Origin of the sequence: Microcoleus sp. B3-D7 (assembly GCF_036705305.1) — a bacterium.
GTDB lineage: Bacteria > Cyanobacteriota > Cyanobacteriia > Cyanobacteriales > Microcoleaceae > Microcoleus.
The window spans coordinates 1-22,107 of record NZ_JAUBUE010000004.1 but is presented as its reverse complement, the minus strand read 5'-3'; the positions used below and the strand labels follow the sequence as shown (position 1 = coordinate 22,107).

Genomic DNA, 22,107 nt, shown 5'->3' with positions numbered 1-22,107 from the left:
TTCCTCCTTTGTAAACTAATCAAAACTCATTTGTGGACTAAGCAGGTATGGGAGTTTTTCGCTCGCAGGTACTTGCAGTTTGATATTCACCTTGTTCTTGCAGCACCAGATCCAAATTATAGTGAGCCTCTGCTAAATCTGGTTTCATAGATATGGACTGGCGATAGTAGGCGATCGCTGTTTTTAAATCGCCTACTTGTTTACATTTCGAGCCTAAATCATTGTTCATTGCCGCGTAATGACCTTGTTTCTCTAAGGAGAGCTTTCCTTGAGCATGAAGTGCATTGGCTAAGTTAACCTCAGCTTCAACGCAATCAGGCTTTAGTTCTAGTGCTTTTTGATAGTAGGCGATCGCATCTTCCCATTTGCCTTGCTGCTGTAGAGCATAGCCAAGGTTATTGTATGCGGCGATCGCATCAGGCTGTAGAGCTAAGACTTGATGATAGGTTTCTATCGCCTCGGATAACCGATCTTGAGTTTGATATAAATTCCCCAAACCAAATAAAGCCTTGATAGAGTTTGGCTGCACCTGAAGCAGGTTTTTCAGTAAATTTTCTGCAGTTTGGTACTCGCCTTTTTGCCTCATCAACACCCCCAGTCCATAGAGTGCTTCTGGGTGATTTGATTGAGCTTTCAGAATCTCATGGTATCGCTGCTCAGCTTTGGTGAGTCGGTTCAATCGATGATCTCGAACAGCGAGCTGAAGTGCTAAAGAAATAAGATCCCTAACATCCTGTTGTCTTTTCTGACCATTCTTGTATGTGGCTACGATATGCTGAATGTGGCGATCTTTAGCTCCAAAAGAATACTTATATTCCTCATTCCCCGTTAAAAAGTCGTACACTTTAAATCCATTTTGAATCGCGTATCGGAGCGCATCAGCATGGAGGATAAGCCCAGGTGGAGGATTTTTAAAGGTTTGATCGCGACCTGTAATCACAAATAGCATGGATTTTTGCTGAAAATCCACAAAGTTGGCGATCGCCCCTAAAGGTCTGTCTCCTTTCCACAGAACCGAAAGATACAGACAGTTATTTTCAAAACAATGACGTAAAATAAGGCGATTGTAACCCAAAATTACCTCACAGGTATCTCCTTTTTGCTTTTTCCATCTGGACTCCCAGAATTTGAGTAGTATCTCAATATGAGATTCCAAATTGTCTGCGTCAACTTGGGTGATATAAAACTCGTTAGAGCTGTCAACTTGCCTTAAAAAGCGTCTTATTTTTTGGCGAGTATTGACACCGACGTAGTTTTGCAGATATTGCTCCCAGTCATCGGGTAATGAAACATAAGGAGCAAGATAAATATCGGGTTCTTCTTCATTCACACTTTGAATGCGGAGTTGACGGAGTTCAAAACTATCGGCAGAGAAATTACTCAAGAATAGAGACATCCGTGTATCTGTTTCTAGAATACTTTTTATATTGAAACTCGACCATACTAACTTTTGCTGGATGTAAGCAGCAAAAGCAGGAATTACTTCTGCTTCATAACCAGGCAGACAAATAAGTCCTGTGTAATCTGCCATGCTATTTCCGGCCATGCAGATTTCAGTTTCAAAGCCGCCTCCATCCTGGTGGGTTAATAAAATTTTTAGAGGAAAAAAAGCCACATAGGATGAATCATGGGTATCTGGTTTTGCAGCTAATATGAACCACGGCTCATACACCATCTGCAACCATCCAGATAACCAAATCCAGGATAGGAAGAACTGAGCCTGATGATCAGCAGCGTATACAGAATTCCAATTTTCTCTAATTTTATTAAATGTTTCAAAATTATCAATTTTCTCAATCTGCATATGATTTTTTCCCTCACCAATTATACTTCCCATATTTGTCGATTAAGACTAGATTCTTCTAATCCTCCTGAGAGGATGTCTAACAAGTATCTTGTGCAACATTAAAATCGCAGTATCGATCATCTTCCTATCGGGTGAGACTATTAACGCCCAAAAAATGAAATAGAAGTACTGCGAATTGTAGATGAAGCACTTTGGTTTCCAGTCCTTGCATAGGCTGTGGCTGTTGCATTGGCTTTACTATACTCAAGACTACCCAAGTCTTTAACCGTTGTGTTGGTTACAGTATTTGTATAAGTTTGATTACCCATGGCAAATCCACCTGCAACAGCGATCGCATATCCAGGCTCTGCTTTTGTTGTGGCAAATGTATCCGCGTAAACATTGCCACCACCTACTATAACTGTGCTTTCGTTAATGGGTTCTAAATAACTTAAGTCAGAGATAATTAAGCAATATTTCATGGCAGTATCACGATTTTTTTTTAAAAGACAAAATTCATTATTAAATTGAAGATATACTAGAGTAACTAGATGTTGATGAAGTGCTGCTAAAACTAGATGAAGAAGAACTACTAGAACTCGATTTGGCGTAACTGCTGGAGCTATTAGATGAAACCTTTACAGAAACGCTTTGACTAATTTCACCTCGATCATCGCCAGATGCTTCGACTACGCTTTTCGCCTCAGCAATAACTTTACCATCGGGTGAGACTAGGCGTTTGACAACAACTTTATAGTCAGTCATGAGTTTAACACCAATTTTTGTTGATTATAAAATTGGATAAATCCTAAATTTGTGAGTCGTAGATGGTAATTACCTACGGCTTCATTTAAAACAAGATTTTGTCAGTTAATTACTTGTCTAAAAGCCAATTAATCAACTACGTAAATCATCTAAGTAAGGCGGTCAGAATCAACCTGACTCTGTAATAAAACCTCAAGTCTCTGTATTAAGTTATTAGTAGGGCTTGAACTCTGAAGCCCTACTACAAACCACATAGTTAGAATTGTTTCTGCCCACCTACTTATTCCAATTACCAAGTGACTTGATGAATTGGAGTTATATGCTAGCTAGCAGCCGAAAATCCTGTGGAGGCAGAATACTTACCTTCTACAACAGTAGTAAAGATTTGGGTGGAGGTATCTTTCCCAAAAGCTTCAGATTGAGCGGTCGCTAGATTGCCCTTAACGTCAACATATTGCGTGTAAATCTTGTCAACGTCAAAGCGTTCCTTAACATTGAGGTTGGCATAAACATTGGAGTTGAGTTTGCCGAAAAAGATACCACCAACGACAGCAGAAGTTTCAGCAGTTTCCAAGTAATTCAGGTCGGAAATAATCATGGCTTTTTTCCTTGTTGTTTGTGATTTATTTGCTAGAAGCAACCTTTGGTTGTTCTGTATGAATTGGAGTTCTATGCTAGCTAGCAGCCGAAAATCCTGTGGAGGCAGAATACTTACCTTCTACAACAGTAGTAAAGATTTGGGTGGAGGTATTTTTCCCAAAAGCTTCAGATTGAGCTGTCGCTAGATTGCCCGTAACGTCAACATATTGCGTGTAAATCTTGTCAACGTCAAAGCGTTCCTTAACATTGAGTTTGGCGTTGACATTTGAGTTGAGTCTGCCGAAAAATATACCACCAACGACAGCCGAATTTTCAGCAGTTTCCAAGTAATTCAGGTCAGAAATAATCATGGCTTTTTTCCTTGTTGTTTGTGATTTATTTGCTAGAAGCAACCTTTGGTTGTTCTGTATGAATTGGAGTTATATGCTAGCTAGCAGCCGAAAATCCTGTGGAGGCAGAATACTTACCTTCTACAACAGTAGTAAAGATTTGGGTGGAGGTATTTTTCCCAAAAGCTTCAGATTGAGCTGTCGCTAGATTGCCCTTAACGTCAACATATTGTGTGTAAATCTTGTCAACGTCAAAGCGTTCCTTAACATTGAGGTTGGCATAAACATTGGAGTTGAGTTTGCCGAAAAAGATACCACCAACTACAGCAGAAGTTTCAGCAGTTTCCAAGTAATTCAAGTCGGAAATAATCATGGCTTTTTTCCTTGTTGTTTGTGATTTATTTGCTAGAAGCAACCTTTAGTTGTTCTGTATTTAATATAGCTAGGCTAATCAGAACTGTGTTGCCATTTTGGCAGATTAATTTTGACAGGCACTGAAAACGAAAAAGGGAGGCTACTCAATCAAATTGAGTAAGACTGGCATTGCCTAAACAGAGGGCTAACTGTATTAAAATCGATCGCAAAGAAGTATAAATCCACAATAGCTAAAATCGGGTTTCTGAGTATAAAGTAATTAATTTGGCTAAGGTTGCCATTTTGGCAGATTTATTGAAAGCGCGGATTTTCGATACTCAAAAACCCGATCGCCCGCGATGAGTCAACCAAAAAACAGGTACACCCAACGCCCGCAATCGGGTTTTGTTTTGAGCAACTAATTTACTCGCCCGCGAAATTCAACCAACGTGTCTTTAATGTCGCAAAAAAGCCCTGATGCGGAACATCAAGCGTCGGCGTCGAGAGACATGGCTCTTCCTTGACTTCAAGCCCAAAACCTCTGGTATCTGAGTGCAACTCGCTAAAAGCCTCAGTTACATAACCCCCTCGAACTCCGGCTCGTTTTTCCCTCACCACCTCCAGATGATCTAAATCAGCAATTTTGCCCAATGCAGACTTAGTTTCCGATTTACTCGACTTGCTGATTTGACTGTTTTCCTTAAGCAAGCGGTTGGAAGTACGGTAAGGGATATAGTCGAGAGGGTTGTAACCCGTGCACCGCAAAAGTAAAAAACAAGCCCAAGAATACTTTCCTGCCAGAATCGCTGAAATTATCTCATCCAATTGTTCGGGTTTGATTCCAACTTGGGAATGATTGGCAGAATGGTGGAATTGGGAAGTCATTATTTTATCCTGTTTTGTGTATAAAGAGTGACAAAGGACAACAACCACTTAACTAAGTTCTACAAACTCATGCCGCCCTTTTGTAGCTGCTTGAGAGGGTCAAGCAAAATGTCGGCTATGCTGCGCTGGCGAATGACAATTTCCGCAGTAGCTGTTTGGCCAGCTTTGAGTTTCCAGGTTTGATTTTTGGCTTTCACTGAGTCTCGATCGATACTCACTTCCACCCGGTAAAAAACACCCAATCGCTCGTCTGTTTTGGCATCGGGCGAAATAGATAAAACTTTTCCCGGAATGACGCCGTAATTTTGATAAGGAAAAGCATCGAATTTGACTTGCACCGGCATTCCGGTTTTGACAAATCCCGCTTCTCGGTTTGGCAAATTCACTTCCAGCACTAGCGGAGCCTGATTCGGAGTCATTTCTGCAATAGTTTGGCCCGGTTGAACTACTTCGCCAGTGTTGTGAATGTTGAGTGCGGAAATCACTCCGCTGACGGGTGCGTAAAGAAATCTTTGTTTGAGCTTATTTTTTGCTTGATCGAGCAGGGTTTGGGTTTCGGCAATTTTGGATTTGACTTGATTTAATTCCATTTCCAACTGCTGAATTTTTTGCTCTTTTTCTAACTGCGTTTGGCGCGCTGCGGCTTGTTTGCTGGCGGCTTCGGCTTGCAGTCGATCGACTTCTGCCAATTGTTGGGTTAATTCACCTTCGGCTTGAGAAATGGCGCTAGTTCGATCGCGCAAATTTTGCTCGACTTCAAACAACCTTTCCTTAACCCCAGTTGCATCAGACAGTTGACTCCTGATCGCAGCACTTTGCCTATCGCGAACGGTTTGCTCGACTTCAAAGGCGCGATCGTCAGCCTGAGTTGTCTCCCCCAACTGGCTTCTAATCACCGCATTTTCGCTTTCTCGCAGAGCTTCCTCAGCTTGAAACAATACGTCTTTTGACAGTGCACCTTCATCTACCAAAGGTTTGAGACGCGCGATCCGCTCTTTGTGAGCCGCTACTTTTGCTTGCAATTGCACCAGCAATTCTTGAGTCTTGCGTTGCAATGGTTTCACCTGATCGCGCCGCCCTTGCTGCGAGTTAATATCTGTTTTCAGTTGCGAGAGCAAGTCTTGCACATTCTTTTCCAGAGGTTTGAGCTGTTGCTTGCGCGCTTGCTGAGATACTAAATCTGCTTGCAATTGCTCGATTTGAGACTGCGTGGTGGCGGCTGAAGCGCGAGCACGGGCGATCGCAGCTTCAGCCCCCCGCTGGTCTGCAGCAGCAATAGCTTGGCTCGCTTCAACTTCCAGTCGAGTTCTCTCGATCGAACTCATCTCTTGCATCAATTGAATCCGATAAGCGTCCAGAATTTTCTCAAGACGCTCCACCTCGCTCTGGGCATTCGCCGGGTCTAATTCGGCCAATAATTGTCCAGCTTTGATTTTTTGGCCTTCTTTGATAGCGAGGTTAATAATTTTTCCCGTATCCGTCGGGTGAATTTTGTAAACAGCGCCTTTGGGAACTAATTTGCCCTGAGCATGACCAACCTCGTCAATTTTTCCCAAAGTTGCCCACGCTCCAAAAGCTACGGAAAAAACCATTCCTCCTAATATCAAACGCTGCGGAAAAGATACTGGTGGCTGGTCGAGTACCGAGTGCAAAGAAGTAGACCAATTATTCGCATCAGGCTGCCGTAACTGTAATTTGGCAATATTGATACCGTCATGAGTTTGAGAAGAGCGATTTTTAGATTCGACAACTTCTAAAGAGCGGTCTTTTTTTCTGGGTTCGTTTTCTTGCCTAGAAGCTACGCCTCCATAGACTTCACCTATTTCGTTAGGAGCGTGGCCTAATTCTTTCTCATCTTGTGAAAACATTGTATTTCCTCCCAGTTAGTCTGTATGCCTGTTGGCTGTTGGCAGTTGTTAGGAGCTATAAGTCAGGAGTCAGAAGTCAGGAGTAAGTGAAAATAATCTTTATTCTTGTGTAGGTTGCTAATGACTAATGACCAATGACTAATGACTAATAACTAATAACTAATGACTAATGACTTAAATATCGAGTTGTTGCTGAGCGAGGTGATAGTAAAGTCCGCGTTCAGCCATCAATTCCTCGTGGTTGCCTTGTTCGGCTAAAATGCCTTTGTCTAGAACCAAAATTCGATCGGCATTACGCACCGTAGACAACCGATGAGCGATAATAAACGCAGTGCGATCGCGACTAATGCGGGCGAGATTTTGCTGAAACCTGCGCTCAGATTCGGTATCCAGTGAAGAAGTTGCTTCATCCAGAACCAAAATCCGGGGATCGCCCAAAAGAGCGCGGGCGATCGCAATTCGCTGCCGCTGGCCTCCAGACAAACTCGTTCCCCTTTCCCCCACAGGAGTTTGATAACCCAGTGGCATATCTTGAATAAAAGCATGAGCTTCTGCTAGCTTCGCCACTTCTATCGCCTGTTCCAAGCTTGCAGAAGCCACATCGTTTCCGTTTTTATACAGCGTAATATTTTCCAAAATCGTTCCCGAAAACAAGAAACAATCTTGAGGAACAACACCCAACTGAACTCGCAGCGACTGCAAAGAAATATGCCGAATATCGTGGCCGTCAATTGTCAGCCGCCCCTTTTCTGGATAATAGAAACCTTGCAGCAGCTTTACCAAAGTGCTCTTACCGGAACCGCTGCGGCCGACAATTGCCACAGTTTCTCCAGCTTGCACCTCAAAGGAAAGATTTTGCAGCGTATTGCGTTCCTCATCCTGAGAATAACGGAAAGAAACATTGTCAAACTTGACGTTTCCCTGAAGGCGAGGCAGCACCAGCATTGGCTTGTAAGGGCTTTCTTCAGGTTGGGCAGAGAATACATCATCCAAACGCTCGATCGAAACGAGCACTTCTTGAAACTCATCCCAAAGTCCCACCACTGAAAGCACAGGAGAAATCACGCTCCCAATCATCATATTAAAAGCAACAAATTGACCGATTGTCAACTCGTCTTGAATCACCAGCATTGCCCCGTACCACAGCAAAGCCGTACTCCCCAAAGTATTAATCCCACCCCCAATCACCTGCAAAGAATTCGCCAACTTCTGCCCGCGAAATTTAGCATTAATCATGCAGGTTAATTGGTCTTCCCAGCGCCAGCGCATTTCTCGCTCAGCAGCAGTTGCCTTAACCGTCGCCACCCCAGTAATCATTTCCACCAAAGATGAATTTTGCTTGGCACTTTCGGTAAAAATCTCCCGGGACACTTTTCGCAGAAAGGGAGTTGCGACTAAAGTCAAAATCACGATCGGCGGAATCAACGCCAGCACCAACAACGCCAGACGCCAGTTATAGTAAACCATCAGTCCGATGTAAACTACAGCCATCAAAGCATCCAACCAAGCCGTAATAGCTTGGCGAGTCAAAAATGCCTGAATTTTTTGATTTTCCTGAACCCGCGTCAAGATATCGCCCACCTGACGAGATTCAAAAAACTTGATCGGCAAACTGAGAGTGTGACTGATAAAGCCGCTAATTAAAGTCAGGTCAATGCGGTTCGACAAATAATCCAGCAAATACTGTCTCGTTGCACCCAACAGCGTTCGCCAAACACTAAACAGCAGCAGTCCGAGCGCAAAAACGTGCAGAGTTACTATGCTTTTGCTGACAACCACTTGGTCTAGAATTATTTGGGTAAATAGGGGAGTAACTAGACCAAATATTTGGAGCAACAAGGAGAGGATGAGAATTTGGGCGATTGCAGCGCGGTAGGGCCAGACTATGCCAACAAAATCTTTAATTTTAATGCCTTGATGTTCGGCACTGTGATTGCGGTATAGTTCCGCTGTCGGGTCTAAAATTAGGGCGTACCCAGTCCAATTTTCGGTAAAATTTTTAATGCTCATCCACCGCTTGCCAGCCGCCGGATCTGCCACTAAAACCTGTTGATTTTTAAAGCGGTAAACTGCCACGTAGTGATTGCCTTGCCAGTGAGCAATCCAGGGATTTTGATTCCGCAGCGGAGTTAAAGAAGCTCGCACGGGACGGGTTTGAAATCCCATCCTTTCCGCTGCTTTTGCCAGACTTTTGAGCGACGCGCCACTGCGGCCGATTTCTGCCAATTCCCGCAAGTAATTTAGGCTGAATTTTTTACCCCAATATTCGCTAATCATGGCTAAGCAAGTAGCTCCACAATCTGCTGAGCTCTGTTGTTGAATGAATGGGTGTCTGCTGCTCAACCAGCGCCGCTGCTTGGGTTTGGGAAAGCTGATGATTCCGGTTGCGGGTTTTTGCTGAGCAACTGCGGTTAATTTTGATGGCTCGGTTGGTGAGGTAGAGCTGGCATCTTGGGGCGGCGTTACTAAGCTTAAAATTGGAGGTTTGCGGATGATTTTAGGGCGGGAATTGCTTTCGGAACTAATTGTGGCGTTGGCGATTTGCCACTGTTCGCTGCTAAGCTGGTAAATTAGCAGGTCTGTTAGCGCTATCCAGTCGCTCTTTACGTCTGAATGTTCCCACTTACTGCCGAGAATTAGCGGTGCTTGACCTTGAATTTGACCCCTGCGGAGCCAAAAATGATTGTGGGAGTTTTGGCAATGCTCAGCGAGGGAAACTCCGGCAGGAATTCGGCTTTCTTCTATATAAGGAAGTAAGTGCGGCCACAGAAGCTGTTGTTGATGGGGAGCGAGCGATCGCAAATCTGTTTGTGTTTTGAAAAATATTAACCGCTGTCGCTCTTGAAATTCTTGCTGCAAATGCTGTTGCAGTTGCGGGAATTCCTCTAAAATAACCTGCAAGGTGGTGGCCGCTATTCGACCGATTTGGCAAGTGTCGGCTGCAATTACCCTGTAAGGCAATCCGCTGTCTATAAATCGGTCATCTGTCCCAAATATTGCTCCGACTTCCAGTACAACCGCCGAAATCTCCTGCTGTTGAGAGGCTTCTACCGCTAGTAGCCTGACTCTTCCCTCGCAAACTAAATAAAAATTGCGATCGCTCTGTTCTTTTTCAATGAAATTGTTGCTATCTGATGTTTGATATTGAGTGATTTCATCTCCGAGCTGAAACTCACAAATTTCACAGGCTGTATTTAATTTCGTCATTAATGTCGGTTCTGCACCGACTTCCTCGAAAATTTTCTGAATAGCCGGAAAATTTTCCAAGGCTTCTCTGGTTTTAAAAATGTGATTTTCAACGCCTAATTTTTTTTTCATAACTTACCCTGTTAAAAAAAAGAAACATTTTTTTTGAATTACAACTAACCCGGTTATGAGCAATTTTTATTGGTTTAGTTGCAACCTAGTTGGCTTAAAAACTGTTTGTCGATATGTCCGACGACTACCCCTTAGTTACGACATCCCTTCAACGCCTTTAGGATATATAAAATTGCGTTTTTTCAGGATTGTGTGGTGATTACGTAAGTGTGGTTTTGGTTGGCTCCCAGTTTAACTTACAGAATCGTGATTTTGGCTACCTATAAGGGCAATCTTTACCGAATCTTTATAAACCTACCGTACTATTACGGATAATTATGAAGATTCTGTGAAGCTGGGGCAGGCAAATGTTGTGCCCGGTATACGTATATCTACGTAAAAATTTCCCTTCAGGATGCAAAAAACCATCAATTTTCGGCGCTTGTTTGTGAAGTCCAGGGCCCGATCGTGGTAAAGAAAAATTGATTGCTGTTAGTTTGTAGCAGCAATTCAAGCAATTAATTTACCATCTAATCTGGCTATGTGACCCAGGCTAAAAGCCGCTCAATCCTGCTTGACATAAGGACTCAGAGGAATCTAATGTAGAGTCAATGAAACAAGAAGGGAAAACTCTAATCATATAATTGTTGTCCACACCCGTCCGCTTCATTTTTGGTCCGAGACTACGTTTGTAAGCCGATTCGCGATTGAGGGCATTGAGAGCAATGCGCCGGAGGAGAGAAAAATTATGGGGACTGTGGAAAGAGCGAATGCCGCAAGAATCTTCTGCAAAAGTACAATAAACCTGTCCAGTGAGCCTGGTTTTCCATCCCCGAATCTTTTTGGATAGCTCGACCTAAAAGTTGAGCATCACTGTGTAAACAAATCAGATAAAACTGAACTTCACGGGTAGCTTGATTCCAAAGATGACGCATCCGGACAACCATAACAACACTCTGAAGTCCTGCCCATAGTCGAGGCTGGTAAAGAACTACAATGGCAGCAACTGGATCAGACCAGACTTGACGAATTTTCGTGCGATAATGTCTGTGAGTTGATGTTTCTTAGTCCGCTCTATTATTCGGTATTTGAACTCTCCAAAATACTCCACTAAGCTCTCTTGAAGAGATCCAATTAAGGCTACTTTGGTAGGCTTTTTCTGAGCAAGAAAACTTTTCTTGGTCTCGGCAGATTGAGTATCAAATCCTTCCGACATAAAACTTAATTTTTTGAGTTTTCCAACGGCCGTATTGGTGTTATCACACTTATCTTGCTCTGATGTCAAGTTCATATTATACCATATCACTTATGCTGATATTGTTTGATTTGTAAAGTTCATACTATACCAAATTAGATGACCTTACCCGGGGTATGTAACGAATTAAAGTAAAGTGGAAAATTCTGCTGTTGATAACGGCCTTTCATTTGGCGGTGACTTATGTGAGGGCCCCTACCCATCACTATCCCTACCCATCACTATGGGTCTAAACCCCGATTAAAAGTATCCGTTTCTCTGCTTAACGAATTTTGTGGGATGGCACTCAGTGTATTTGTTCTCCAAAAGCATGAAAGACTGTAGAATCCATCCAACAACCAACTACTGCAAATGTCAGCGTCTCATCCGCCAACATCTTCTGTGCCACTGTCCCTGGAACAAGTGCTAAAACATTTTTTTGGCTATGACTCTTTGAACTCGGGGCAGCAGGAAATTGTCGAAGCTGCTTTACAAAAACGGGATATGATGATTGTCATGCCGACGGGTAGTGGCAATTCTTTGTATTTTCAATTACCGACACTGTTGAAACCGGGATTGATAGAAATATTATTAACAACCATAGAAAGAGACCCTCAAGAATTAGGAGATGATTTTGTCAGATGGACAGCGCAGAGACGGGAGCATCTCAATGAAAGCAGCCCAGCTAGAAATTGGAGTTTTGAGGCTCTCTTGCTGCGAGGAAAGAGGAAGAAGGAAGGAGCCAGAAGAAGTGTTATTACAAATATGAGATGCTCTCGCAGAGACTAGCAACATACTTAGAGGAATCCACAGGAATAAAATTAAGTGGAGGACAAGTTCGGAGGATATTAAAGAAAAAAAAGTATGTTTACATTTGGGGAAAGTATAGCCTAGAGTCCCAGAGAAATCCCGAGATAAAAGCGTTTAAAATAAAAATAGCAGAATATTTTAAAATAGAAAAATTAACTACAGAACGATTACAGGTCGGGTTGGGGTAGGAGAGTGGATTTAGTTTAAGAGTCACCCGAAGAAAGAACAGGTTTAAAAAAGGCATCCGAAAAAATCTCATAGGAGACAGAAGAAAGGGAAGAGTTAATGTAATAAGAGGAGTGAGGTATTCAAATAAAAAAATGTGGGTAGAGTTTATAAATAAAGGTAATTCACATAATTTTTATTAAGTGCTAAAAGTTTTTCATAAAGATCTAATTAATGAATGGGTAGAAACAGGTAATCCAGCCTCACAATTGGCTAAAAACAAAACAAAAATAGTGAGTTTTTTTGATAATGCTAGTTTTCATAAGAAAGAAGACTACCTAAAAAAAATGAAACAGAAATGCGTGATTTTTGTTTATAATTTATTCCAAAATACAGCCGAGACTATAACTAAATTGAATTAGTATTGCCTTAGACCAAAGAATGTATTGCCCATAGGCTATTTACATCAATTGAAGAGCTAGATTATTTATGGCAGATCCTCTTAAAATAAGGACAATTAATAATTAAATGGTAGCGAAAAATCAAAAACAAGGGTAATGCTCGTATCACACTTTAAATGTGCAACAGCTTAGTTTCCAGCCTGACACCTTGTACTCTACAGAGCAACAGTGCTTTTTGAATTTAGGATAACCCTTCCTTTTCTCGCCTTTTTTACAGCGGCTATAGAAGCTAGATAGAGAAGCCCAAGCGCATTCGGCACTGGCTTGACGGGCGGCTGACTAGAGCTTTTTCGCGAAAGCGCTATGCAGGCAATATCTTTGCCGAGTACGTACAAGATGGCCTTACTAACATCTGCGTTGTCCATCCAAAATCTGACAGCTTTGTTTCTAATGAACTCGCCTGTTCGGATGGCTTCATCAAGTGCACAGTATTGGTCTCTCGTTCCATTTTTTAGCTTGGCTTTTCTTACTATCATGGTATGATTATATCAAACCTCAGCACTTTTTATTAAGGAAAGTCCTAGATAAAAGCCGCACTTAAGTGCGGGGCTTTAAACCCCATTTTTTGGTAAAAATTATCTAAAACCCTATGGGATCAAGGAGCAGTAAACCCCTCGCAGCAGCCGGCCCGACTCGTGAGCCGATCAAAATAGGTGTGTTGCATTCGCTGACGGGCACGATGTCCATCAGCGAAATTTCTGTTAAAGATGCGACGCTGTTGGCTGTTGAGGAAATTAATGTGGCAGGAGGGGTGCTCGGACGCCCCTTGGAAGCGGTTATAGAAGATGGAGCCAGCGATTTGCAAACTTTTGCTCAAAAAGCTAAGCAATTGCTCTTAGAAGCTCAGGTGGCGGTGGTATTTGGCTGTTGGACTTCGGCGAGCCGTAAAGCTGTACAGCCAGCTTTCGACCAGGGCAAAGGGTTGCTGTTCTATCCGTTGCAATATGAAGGGCTAGAACAGTGTCCGAATATTGTCTACACTGGTGCTGCCCCAAACCAACAGATTGTGCCTGGGGTGAATTACTTGCTGGCACAGGGGAAGCGGAAAATTTTCCTGTTGGGTTCGGACTATCTCTTTCCCCGCACGGCAAATCGGATTGTGAAAGCTCAACTGGCTGCACAGGGGGGAGAGTTAGCGGGGGAAGTGTATCTGCCGCTGGGATCGAGGGAAGTGGGCGAGGCGATCGCACATATCTTAGCAGTGAAACCAGATGCTATTCTCAACACTCTCAACGGGGACAGCAATGTGGCTTTTTTCCAAAAGTTGCGGGAAGCTGGCGTGAAACCCGATGATTTGCCAGTGATGTCGGTCAGCGTAGCAGAAGAAGAAGTGCGGGCGATCGGGCCGTCCAATATTGCCGGACATTTGGTGGTGTGGAACTATTTTCAAACGGTGGATACACCGGAAAATCGTAAATTTGTCAAGGCTTATAAAGCCCGATACGGGGAAAATCGAGTCACCGATGACCCCATCGAAGCGGCTTATTTGGGCGTTTACCTGTGGAAGCAAGCAGTAGAAAAAGCTGGTTCGACAGATGTGGTTAAAGTCAGGGCTGCTGCTAAAAATATTGAGTTTGCAGCGCCATCGGGCAAGGTAAAAATAGATGCCCAAACGCAGCATACCTGGAAAACAGTACGGATTGGTAAGGTGAGGTTGGACGGTCAAATTGAGGAGATTTGGAATTCCGGCGCACCGGTGCAGCCAGATCCTTTTCTCAAGGGCTATCCTTGGGCGGCTGCACTTGCTACGAGGGGGATTTCTCTCGGAACTCGGGCGTCTTTGAGCGGGCTGTTTGTCATCTTGGTACTGATAACTTGGATGGCGGTAGGAGTCGGGTGGATGGGTTCTGTGGAGATGAAGAACTATTTGCTGACAATAGAGGCTGCCTCAGATCCGGCGGCGGGGGTTCCCGAGGCAGCCATGGCGGTGCTGGTGCAGCAAACTCTCTGGGTGGCGAGCCGCACTCAGCACTGGCTGATGGGGGCTTTGGGTTTGAGTTTGATCGCCGGGATAGTGGCTTTTGTGTCGGTGTCGGCAATTATTCGGAATCTCGGCTTGCTGCGGGAAACGGCCGAACAGATGGCCAGCGGTGATTTGACGGCTCGATCGCCTGTGGTTTCTAATGACGCGATCGGGGTGCTATCTTCTACTCTCAATACAATGGCTCAGCAAATTAGCAGTTTGCTTAACGGTTTGGAAGTGCGGCAGCGGCAGCTAGAGGAACGATCGCGCGAATTAGAAGTCGCTAAGAACGCTGCCGAAGCTGCTAACCGGGCGAAAAGCACTTTTTTGGCAAATATGACTCACGAGTTGCGGACGCCCTTGAATGCGATTATTGGGTACAGCGAGCTGCTGCAAGAAGAGGCTCTGGAACTCGGCGAAGAAGAGTTTGTGATGGATTTGGCAAGCATTAATATGGCAGGCAAGCAGTTGCTCACCATTATTAGTGACATCCTGGATATTTCTAAAATTGAAGCAGGAAAGGTGACTCTTTTTTTGGAGACTTTTGAGGTGTGGAATTTGATCGAGGAGGTTGTCACTACTGTTCAACCCCAGCTAGGGAAAAATGGCAATACTTTGATGGTCAATTGCGATCGCAATATTGGCACGATATACTCCGATTTGTCAAAGCTGCGGCAAGCGCTGTTGAATTTGGTGACCAATGCTGCTAAGTTTACCGATCAAGGCAAAATTACGATTAATGTTTGGAAAGAAGAAGGGGAGGTTTTGCCGCTCGACAATTCCCAAGAACTCTCGGCAGCTTTTTCTCGGTGTCAACAGCCTGCGATCGTCTTTCAAGTAACCGATACCGGCATCGGCATGACTGAGGATCAGGTGTCGAGGCTGTTCGCAGCTTTCGCTCAAGCCGACGATTCTACTACCCGCAAATACGGCGGCACCGGTTTGGGGCTGACAATTAGCCGGAAGTTTTGCCAGATGATGGGCGGGGACATTACGGTTGATAGCGAGTTTGGCTGCGGTTCGAGTTTTACGATCCGGTTGCCGATTGCGGTTACAAGCCCGAAAGAAGCGCAGGACGATCGAGAAACCGCAGAAATGCAGCCGAAGTCTTCCGACGACGATTTAGAAACGAGTGCAGAATCGACTGAAGCGAAGCAAAAAGCAGTGCGATCGCAAGCGCTGGAGCTGCCCAATGCTGCTACTGTCCTAGTGATTGACGACGATCCGGACGCGCGGGATTTGATGACCCGCTGCTTGTCGAAACAGGGATTTCGGGTGCGATCGTCGGCTAGCGGTCAAGGGGGGCTGATGTTGGCTAAGGATTTGCTGCCGGACGCGATTATTCTGGACGTGATGATGCCAAGTATGGACGGCTGGGCGGTACTGTCGGCGTTGAAAGCCGATCAAGATTTGGTTGATATTCCAGTGATTATGATAACTTTTTTGGACGACCAAAATCAGGGTTTGGAATTGGGAGCGGCGGAGTATGTGAGGAAGCCTGTGGATTACAAGCGCTTTGCTGCTTTATTGAGCAAATATCAGGGTCTGGGGAAGTAGTTATTAGTCATATCTATTCTGCTTGCACGAGCAAGATATTGTTGACTGTTAACTGTTGGCTGTTGACTAAAATTATGATTTCGGAACAACTGACTGTTTAGATATTTAAACAATATCGATGCAACCGTAAACGATATCAGTAGTTATTAGCCCTTGAACTCTGAAATTTGAAATATCAACTGTTAAATGTTGTGAATTCTTAAGAGTTATAGCAGCAAAGACGCTGAGGACGTTATTAATTGTTGAAATTATTGCTGGGATAGTTTTCTGCCGAAGGTCTTCTGCTAGAACTGTTACCACTTACCAAAAATATTTTAATATTTAATCGCTCTCCTGCCAACAGATCGGACACTCTTGTTGTAACTAAAAAGTGAGATTTTGTGGATTGAGTAGTTCGCTTTGCCAGCGAACTCAAGTTCTTTGGCTAACCTGTGACCACATTAGGAATAGAGATTTGTAGCGCTTTTTCGCTCGTGCTTTTCATGACCCAGTTGAGCTATTTAACAATGGCGAAAGGATTGTTAGGCGTTGCTGAGTCACGGTATGAAAATAGATAAGTTGGAAATTCCGAAGATGTTCTGACGCGCTTGTTTCATTTTTTGCAGATTGAGTCGTTCATACCATAAATCAGCAACGCCACTCAGGCGTTAGTTGGGGCATTGTTCCAGTGAAGGTAGGTTACGAGGGTTGATCGCCTGCATCACTGGCCACAGTTGCATCAGGTGCTACCGATTCTAGCTCCCCTGGCAGATGATTGGTAATGAAGGAACTCCAATGAGGTATCCCACCTGAATCAAATTCCATCTGCAAAATTGACGCATTCGGTACTGGAAATCCTCGCGAAAATCCCAAAAGCCGATTCATCGCAACGGCATCAATTAACTTTGGGTTAGCCAACATCTGCCACAGCATTGCTTTGATAAAAAATCCATGTGAAAAGACAACTACAAAACCGGATTGTTGTTGTAACTGGTTCAGCGCAGTTCGGACTCGTTCCATCAGTTGAACCAAAGATTCGGCGTTGGCTCCATCGACATATTCAGGGTCGCAGCGGTCCCAGTAAGCTTTGCTCAAAGGTTTGCGATCCAGGATTGTGGTTGGTTGATCGAACTGTAGGCCCAGATAGGTAAATTCCTGAACTTGCCAAACCTCAACGGGTGTATGTGGAAATTTTTCAATCAATGGTTGAGCAGTGAGTTGTGTTCTGAGATAAGGTGAAGTCACAATCAAGTCGGGAGATTGTTTAACGGCGGTTGGAATACATCTTGATTGTCGATCGCCCAATTCACTTAAGGCATTTTCATGCGGTCCAATAGTTGCCAACCCTGCATTGGATTGACTTTGACCATGACGAATAATCCAAATGGACACGGTTTGATATTCCCTCTCATTTAGGGTAAAAATCACTTCTAGGGTGTTGCTAAATCACGGTATGAAAATAGATAAGTTGGAAATTCCGAAGATGTTCTGACGCGCTTGTTTCATTTTTTTCAGATTGAGTCGTTCTTATCATCAACCAGCACCGCCGATTGTTAAAATTGGCATGGTTAAATAAATCACTTTAGACGATTCAATTGCTCGATCGCGTTCCTCAAGAAGTTGTCTAAAAAAGTTTGATTAGTCATTAGTTAACAGCGAAAAACTAATAACTAATGACCAATGGCTAATTAGTCTAAGAAGCCCATTAATGTTGAGCTATCGTCAATTTCGTTTGAGGCAATTGGTCGATTTCCTCCCATTGTCGAGTAAACTTCATCAATGTGAAGAGTGCTGATTGCTATAGGGCGGGCACCGGACATACTGAACATTTCGCTGACTTGCATGGCGCTGGAGCCGATCGGGCGATTGCCGAGTGTGGCAACCACTTCAAAGTCGCTAGATTCGACTGGGCGATTGGCTACAATGCCGTAGGTTTCGCTGATGTGCAGGGTGCTAGTGCCGATCGGGCGGTTCCCCGAAATCGAGACGGTCTCGCTGATGGTAAAATCGTCCGGGCCGACGGGGCGATTGTCATGCAGGTGTTGGGGCTGATAAAGTTGAATTCCTGTTGCTTTGGTATCCGTGGGTTCTGTCGGTTGGCTTTTGGAACCTCCTTTGCCGCGGCGGGCGAGTGCTTTGCCTTTGCCTGTACCTGTGCTCCTCGTATCCATAATTCTTTTCCTCGCTTATTTTTGGGTGTTGATTGCTGGGTGCGGACAACTGCTTTTCTTGGCTTTCTGCTTTCTATTTCGGCCGATGATTAAAATAATATTACAAAGTCTAACTATTTTTTTAACCAAATTGCAGAATCTCTGCATTTTTGTTAAGATTTATGGGTAATAGCTACATTTTCCTATGGTAACTGCGGCAGCATCTTTTCAATTGCAAGCGCCCTTCCAGCCCACAGGCGACCAACCGCTAGCGATCGAGCAACTTGTCAAAGGCATCGAAGCCGGGGATCGATTTCAAACCTTACTCGGCGCCACAGGTACGGGTAAAACCTTCTCCATTGCCTCGGTGATTGAAAAAGTCGGCAGACCCACCTTAGTCTTAGCACACAACAAAACCCTGGCAGCTCAACTGTGCAACGAACTGCGAAATTTTTTCCCGAACAATGCAGTCGAATACTTTGTGAGTTATTACGACTACTACCAACCTGAAGCATACATCGCCGTCACCGATACTTTCATTGAGAAAACGGCAGCAATTAACGACGAGATCGATATGTTGCGGCACTCAGCCACGCGATCGCTCTTTGAACGCCGCGACGTAATTGTAGTTGCTTCAATTAGCTGCATCTATGGTTTGGGAATGCCCGCAGAATACCTGAAAGCGGCTATTCCTTTGCGAGTAGGAATGGAAGTCAACCAGCGGCAAGTTTTGCGCGATTTAGTTAACGTCCAATACAGCCGCAACGACATAGATTTAGGCAGAGGCAAATTTCGCGTCAAAGGCGATGTTTTGGAAATCGGCCCCGCTTACGAAGATAGAATTATTCGCGTTGAATTCTTCGGCGACGAAATTGATGCCATTCGCTACGTTGACCCCGTAACAGGTAAAATCCTGCAAAGTTCAACGGCTTTAAATATTTATCCAGCGCGCCACTTTGTCACGGCAGAAGATAAATTAGAGGCTGCTTGCCAAGGAATAGAACTCGAATTAGAAGACCGACTGGCAGAATTTGAAAAACAGGGTAAATTATTAGAAGCTCAGCGGTTGGAACAGCGCACGCGCTACGATTTGGAAATGCTGCGCGAGGTAGGTTACTGCAACGGTGTCGAGAATTATTCGCGGCATTTAGCAGGGAGAAATGCGGGGGAACCGCCAGAATGTTTGATTGATTATTTCCCGAAAGATTGGATGTTGGTGATAGATGAATCTCACGTCACAGTGCCGCAAATTCGGGGAATGTACAACGGCGACCAAGCGCGCAAAAAAGTATTGATCGAACACGGTTTCCGCTTGCCCAGCGCGGCAGATAACCGCCCTTTAAAAGCAGAGGAATTCTGGGCGAAAGAAAATCAGTGCATCTTTGTTTCTGCTACGCCTGGGGATTGGGAAATGGAAATATCGGAAGGCAGAGTTGCAGAGCAAGTAATTCGCCCTACCGGAGTAGTAGATCCGACAATTTTAGTGCGCCCGACGGAAGGACAAATTGATGATTTGTTGGGGGAAATCAAGGAGAGAGTAAGTCGGGACGAGCGAGTGTTGGTGACGACTTTAACGAAGCGCATGGCGGAAGATTTAACCGAATATTTGCAGGAGAGGGCTATTAAAGTCCGGTATTTGCACTCGGAAATTCAGTCGATTCAACGCATCGAAATTATCCAAGATTTGCAGGATGGTAAGTTTGATGTATTGATTGGTGTTAACTTGCTGCGGGAAGGTTTGGATTTGCCGGAAGTTTCGCTGGTGGTAATTTTGGATGCGGATAAAGAGGGGTTTTTGCGATCGGGACGTTCGTTGATTCAAACGATTGGAAGGGCGGCGCGGCACGTTCAGGGACAGGCTATTTTGTACGCGGATAATTTGACGGATAGTATGGTTAAGGCGATCGACGAAACGGATCGGCGCCGGGGGATTCAGCTAGCGTACAATAAGATGCACGGGATTACGCCGCAGCCGATCGCGAAAAAGCGATCGAGTAATGCGATTTTGGCATTTTTGGATGTGTCGCGCAAGCTGAATTCTCAGCAGTTGGAGGAGGTTTACGAACAGGTAAACGAGTTATCTTTGGATGAGATTCCTCAGTTAATCGGGCGGTTGGAAGGGCAGATGAAGGCGGCGGCTAAGAAGTTGGAGTTTGAAGAGGCGGGTAAATTGCGCGATCGGATTAAGCATTTGCGGGATAAGTTATTGGGACATTAGACTTCTGAGGAAAAGCAGAGTCTTGAGCAGGCAAGATGCCTGCTCCACAAGAATTAGGCGAGACATAAATGAGCAAATTTCAATTATTCGATGCAGTTAATTTAACCGAAGCATTCGCCCTCGCTGATGGGGAGATTGCACCGCCACAAACAGCCGGGGCAATTGTTGAGGTTTTCAAGAATGGTGAAGCTTATTTAGTAGAATTATTTGGCGGATGGGTGAAAGCAGAAGTTGGCGGGGATTTTGTGCCTGCAACTGAGGATGAACCGGGCGCATTTATGGAAACGATGGGTGTTGAAACAGTTTATCCGCATCAGTTACAATTAGTAAAATCTGCCAGCGAAATGATGGGAGTTCGAGAGCGTTTACAGTCTGTTTTGGATAATTTATCTGACGAGTTAGTGGCTGAAGTCTGCAATTTTGCGGAGTTTTTGCAGGAAAAACAGCAAAAAGTGCGATCGTATTAAGCATTTAGGTGAAGTGCGATCGCCCTTTACCATTATCCTATTTTTTGGATGGGAAGGGCGATCGTACTTTTTACCAGATTCCTAACCTTTGGGCTGATTCGTGATCGTGACAATCTGCATTTGATGAACCATCGTTATCCCAGTCATTTGGCTGCCAATCACGTTCGCGCCTCAAGTCATCTATTTCTTGTTGCTGTTCAAGGACTTTTTGCTCAAAGGATTGGATAGTTTTATCCTTAGCTTTGATAGTTTTATCCTTTGCTTCGTTTTCCTCAAGCAGACTGCGGTTCCACTCCGCCAAAGCGCGGTTCGACTTCGCTAAAGCGCGGTGCGACTCCGCCAAAACACAGAGGGTTTTCTTAGCCCGCCGAAGGTTCGTGTACAACGACTCGCATTGTGGAGTATAATTATGGGACATATATTTCAAAAGTTACGTTAACTTGTGGTGGTCTGAAGTTGAGATGTCAAACCACCGTGAGTTTGCTAGCTAAAGCAAGGCCTCTGTCTGAATCGTTACTTCAGGCGGGCCTTTTCCGTATCAGATATGATTTGCTATTGCAAAAACTACAAGACATTCAAGCGTTGTCTTTCTTACACTTGGGAATGTGAGGAAGTTTTGTTTGAGCTTGTATTTTAAGAATTTAACATTCGCCCGTTGAATTGTCAAGCGAGCAATAAGACCGTTTGTTTTCTTTATTACGGAGATTTAAACATCCGATTGTCTGCCTCCGATGTCGCTTTAATCTAATACGCTTGAATAACGCAGTCTACCGCGTTATGGGTAAAGTGGATGCCAACTCAACCTCAATTTGCCGACATCCGATGCCGCTTTAATCTAATAGGCTTGAATAGCGCGGTATACCGGGCTATGGATAAAATGGATGCCACAATTAACCTAAATCTCTATTAAGAATTGAAACCTGAGTGAATTGATTGCGGGCAGATAGGGCAAGGGTTTCAGAAATATAAAAAAATGTCGATCGCCCAAAACACCACCCAAACCAACTACTTGCTGAATACCGCAGCATCCGTACTGCTAGCAAAAGCCGGACGAATAAATTCCTCCTTCTCTTCCAGCGTGATGTAACCTTTATCTACAGCTAGCTGCATCACTTGCTGAAGAAAACCTCTGAGCACATCTAATACCAAATCCGGTTATCATAGAATACTAACAAATCAACGATAGTTAAACCAATGATAATTGGTCAGGTTTTTGATT

At 44.2% G+C, this 22,107-nt stretch carries 18 protein-coding genes; 5 read left to right on the top strand and 13 right to left on the bottom strand.

Going from position 1 to position 22,107, the window contains the following annotated elements; translation table 11 throughout:
* Nucleotides 1-37: 37 nt before the first annotated feature.
* The 9 genes from QUB25_RS04625 to QUB25_RS04585 form a co-directional block, all read right to left on the bottom strand.
* Complete coding sequence (locus QUB25_RS04625; RefSeq protein WP_333064316.1) at nt 38-1,804, bottom strand: GNAT family N-acetyltransferase; 1,767 nt, start codon at nt 1,802-1,804, stop codon at nt 38-40.
* A gap of 143 nt (nt 1,805-1,947) precedes the next feature.
* Nucleotides 1,948-2,268, bottom strand: a complete 321-nt coding sequence (locus QUB25_RS04620) for a TonB-dependent receptor (RefSeq protein WP_333182177.1) — start codon at nt 2,266-2,268, stop codon at nt 1,948-1,950.
* A 605-nt stretch (nt 2,269-2,873) separates the two neighbouring features.
* Nucleotides 2,874-3,149 (bottom strand): hypothetical protein, encoded by a 276-nt coding sequence (locus tag QUB25_RS04615; RefSeq protein ID WP_333037887.1) that lies wholly within the window; start codon nt 3,147-3,149, stop codon nt 2,874-2,876.
* 76 nt (nt 3,150-3,225) lie between these two features.
* The gene (locus QUB25_RS04610; RefSeq protein WP_333136201.1) at nt 3,226-3,501 is read right to left on the bottom strand and encodes a hypothetical protein; all 276 of its coding nucleotides are present in this window, start codon (nt 3,499-3,501) and stop codon (nt 3,226-3,228) included.
* 76 nt (nt 3,502-3,577) lie between these two features.
* Nucleotides 3,578-3,853: a hypothetical protein gene (locus tag QUB25_RS04605; RefSeq protein WP_333037892.1), complete on the bottom strand. Its 276-nt coding sequence runs from the start codon at nt 3,851-3,853 to the stop codon at nt 3,578-3,580.
* A 404-nt stretch (nt 3,854-4,257) separates the two neighbouring features.
* Complete coding sequence (locus QUB25_RS04600; protein WP_333182176.1) at nt 4,258-4,719, bottom strand: HetP family heterocyst commitment protein; 462 nt, start codon at nt 4,717-4,719, stop codon at nt 4,258-4,260.
* 59 nt (nt 4,720-4,778) lie between these two features.
* Entirely contained in the window at nt 4,779-6,587 is a 1,809-nt protein-coding gene (locus QUB25_RS04595; protein ID WP_333182175.1) for an HlyD family efflux transporter periplasmic adaptor subunit, read from the bottom strand.
* A gap of 174 nt (nt 6,588-6,761) precedes the next feature.
* Nucleotides 6,762-9,905, bottom strand: a complete 3,144-nt coding sequence (locus QUB25_RS04590; RefSeq protein ID WP_333182174.1) for a peptidase domain-containing ABC transporter — start codon at nt 9,903-9,905, stop codon at nt 6,762-6,764.
* 970 nt (nt 9,906-10,875) lie between these two features.
* Complete coding sequence (locus tag QUB25_RS04585; protein WP_333182173.1) at nt 10,876-11,175, bottom strand: hypothetical protein; 300 nt, start codon at nt 11,173-11,175, stop codon at nt 10,876-10,878.
* Between the two features lie 315 nt (nt 11,176-11,490).
* Between QUB25_RS04585 and QUB25_RS04580 the strand changes: the two genes are divergently transcribed.
* The 3 genes from QUB25_RS04580 to urtA all read left to right on the top strand — a co-directional run bounded on the left by QUB25_RS04580 (nt 11,491) and on the right by urtA (nt 16,074).
* Nucleotides 11,491-11,907, top strand: a complete 417-nt coding sequence (locus QUB25_RS04580; protein ID WP_333182172.1) for a DEAD/DEAH box helicase — start codon at nt 11,491-11,493, stop codon at nt 11,905-11,907.
* Nucleotides 11,889-12,116: a winged helix-turn-helix domain-containing protein gene (locus QUB25_RS29735; RefSeq protein ID WP_445251929.1), complete on the top strand. Its 228-nt coding sequence runs from the start codon at nt 11,889-11,891 to the stop codon at nt 12,114-12,116. The genes QUB25_RS04580 and QUB25_RS29735 overlap by 19 nt, the downstream gene beginning before the upstream one ends.
* 1,027 nt (nt 12,117-13,143) lie before the next feature.
* Nucleotides 13,144-16,074 carry an urea ABC transporter substrate-binding protein gene (gene urtA, locus QUB25_RS04575; RefSeq protein ID WP_333182171.1) on the top strand — a complete coding sequence of 977 codons (2,931 nt, stop codon included), beginning with the start codon at nt 13,144-13,146 and terminating at the stop codon, nt 16,072-16,074.
* 678 nt (nt 16,075-16,752) lie between these two features.
* Here urtA and QUB25_RS04570 read toward each other — a convergent pair.
* Both QUB25_RS04570 and QUB25_RS04565 read right to left on the bottom strand, forming a co-directional pair.
* Entirely contained in the window at nt 16,753-17,445 is a 693-nt protein-coding gene (locus QUB25_RS04570; protein ID WP_333182170.1) for a histidine phosphatase family protein, read from the bottom strand.
* 296 nt (nt 17,446-17,741) lie between these two features.
* Entirely contained in the window at nt 17,742-18,224 is a 483-nt protein-coding gene (locus QUB25_RS04565) for a hypothetical protein (protein WP_333060619.1), read from the bottom strand.
* 184 nt (nt 18,225-18,408) lie between these two features.
* On the opposite strand from QUB25_RS04565, the gene uvrB reads away from it, so the two are divergent.
* The gene (gene uvrB / locus QUB25_RS04560; protein ID WP_333182169.1) at nt 18,409-20,421 is read left to right on the top strand and encodes an excinuclease ABC subunit UvrB; all 2,013 of its coding nucleotides are present in this window, start codon (nt 18,409-18,411) and stop codon (nt 20,419-20,421) included.
* Between the two features lie 68 nt (nt 20,422-20,489).
* Nucleotides 20,490-20,888, top strand: coding sequence for a DUF2281 domain-containing protein (locus tag QUB25_RS04555; RefSeq protein WP_333060615.1), 399 nt, complete (start codon nt 20,490-20,492; stop codon nt 20,886-20,888).
* A 70-nt stretch (nt 20,889-20,958) separates the two neighbouring features.
* On the opposite strand, the gene QUB25_RS04550 is transcribed toward QUB25_RS04555, so the two are convergent.
* Both QUB25_RS04550 and QUB25_RS04545 read right to left on the bottom strand, forming a co-directional pair.
* The gene (locus QUB25_RS04550) at nt 20,959-21,306 is read right to left on the bottom strand and encodes a hypothetical protein (RefSeq protein WP_333182168.1); all 348 of its coding nucleotides are present in this window, start codon (nt 21,304-21,306) and stop codon (nt 20,959-20,961) included.
* A gap of 587 nt (nt 21,307-21,893) precedes the next feature.
* On the bottom strand, nt 21,894-22,037 hold the full coding sequence (locus tag QUB25_RS04545; RefSeq protein ID WP_333182167.1) for a hypothetical protein: 144 nt from the start codon (nt 22,035-22,037) through the stop codon (nt 21,894-21,896).
* Nucleotides 22,038-22,107 lie beyond the last annotated feature (70 nt).

What these genes read in the sequence shown, in the direction of transcription:
- QUB25_RS04565 (WP_333060619.1), bottom strand. Translation starts at nt 18,224, where the DNA reads ATGGATACGAGGAGCACAGGTACAGGCAAAGGCAAAGCACTCGCCCGC.
- QUB25_RS04625 (WP_333064316.1), bottom strand. Translation starts at nt 1,804, where the DNA reads ATGCAGATTGAGAAAATTGATAATTTTGAAACATTTAATAAAATTAGA.
- QUB25_RS04595 (WP_333182175.1), bottom strand. Translation starts at nt 6,587, where the DNA reads ATGTTTTCACAAGATGAGAAAGAATTAGGCCACGCTCCTAACGAAATA.
- QUB25_RS04610 (WP_333136201.1), bottom strand. Translation starts at nt 3,501, where the DNA reads ATGATTATTTCTGACCTGAATTACTTGGAAACTGCTGAAAATTCGGCT.
- QUB25_RS04605 (WP_333037892.1), bottom strand. Translation starts at nt 3,853, where the DNA reads ATGATTATTTCCGACTTGAATTACTTGGAAACTGCTGAAACTTCTGCT.
- uvrB (WP_333182169.1), top strand. Translation starts at nt 18,409, where the DNA reads ATGGTAACTGCGGCAGCATCTTTTCAATTGCAAGCGCCCTTCCAGCCC.
- QUB25_RS04600 (WP_333182176.1), bottom strand. Translation starts at nt 4,719, where the DNA reads ATGACTTCCCAATTCCACCATTCTGCCAATCATTCCCAAGTTGGAATC.
- QUB25_RS04590 (WP_333182174.1), bottom strand. Translation starts at nt 9,905, where the DNA reads ATGAAAAAAAAATTAGGCGTTGAAAATCACATTTTTAAAACCAGAGAA.
- QUB25_RS04620 (WP_333182177.1), bottom strand. Translation starts at nt 2,268, where the DNA reads ATGAAATATTGCTTAATTATCTCTGACTTAAGTTATTTAGAACCCATT.
- QUB25_RS29735 (WP_445251929.1), top strand. Translation starts at nt 11,889, where the DNA reads ATGCTCTCGCAGAGACTAGCAACATACTTAGAGGAATCCACAGGAATA.
- QUB25_RS04550 (WP_333182168.1), bottom strand. Translation starts at nt 21,306, where the DNA reads ATGTCCCATAATTATACTCCACAATGCGAGTCGTTGTACACGAACCTT.
- urtA (WP_333182171.1), top strand. Translation starts at nt 13,144, where the DNA reads ATGGGATCAAGGAGCAGTAAACCCCTCGCAGCAGCCGGCCCGACTCGT.
- QUB25_RS04585 (WP_333182173.1), bottom strand. Translation starts at nt 11,175, where the DNA reads ATGAACTTGACATCAGAGCAAGATAAGTGTGATAACACCAATACGGCC.
- QUB25_RS04580 (WP_333182172.1), top strand. Translation starts at nt 11,491, where the DNA reads ATGTCAGCGTCTCATCCGCCAACATCTTCTGTGCCACTGTCCCTGGAA.
- QUB25_RS04555 (WP_333060615.1), top strand. Translation starts at nt 20,490, where the DNA reads ATGAGCAAATTTCAATTATTCGATGCAGTTAATTTAACCGAAGCATTC.
- QUB25_RS04615 (WP_333037887.1), bottom strand. Translation starts at nt 3,149, where the DNA reads ATGATTATTTCCGACCTGAATTACTTGGAAACTGCTGAAACTTCTGCT.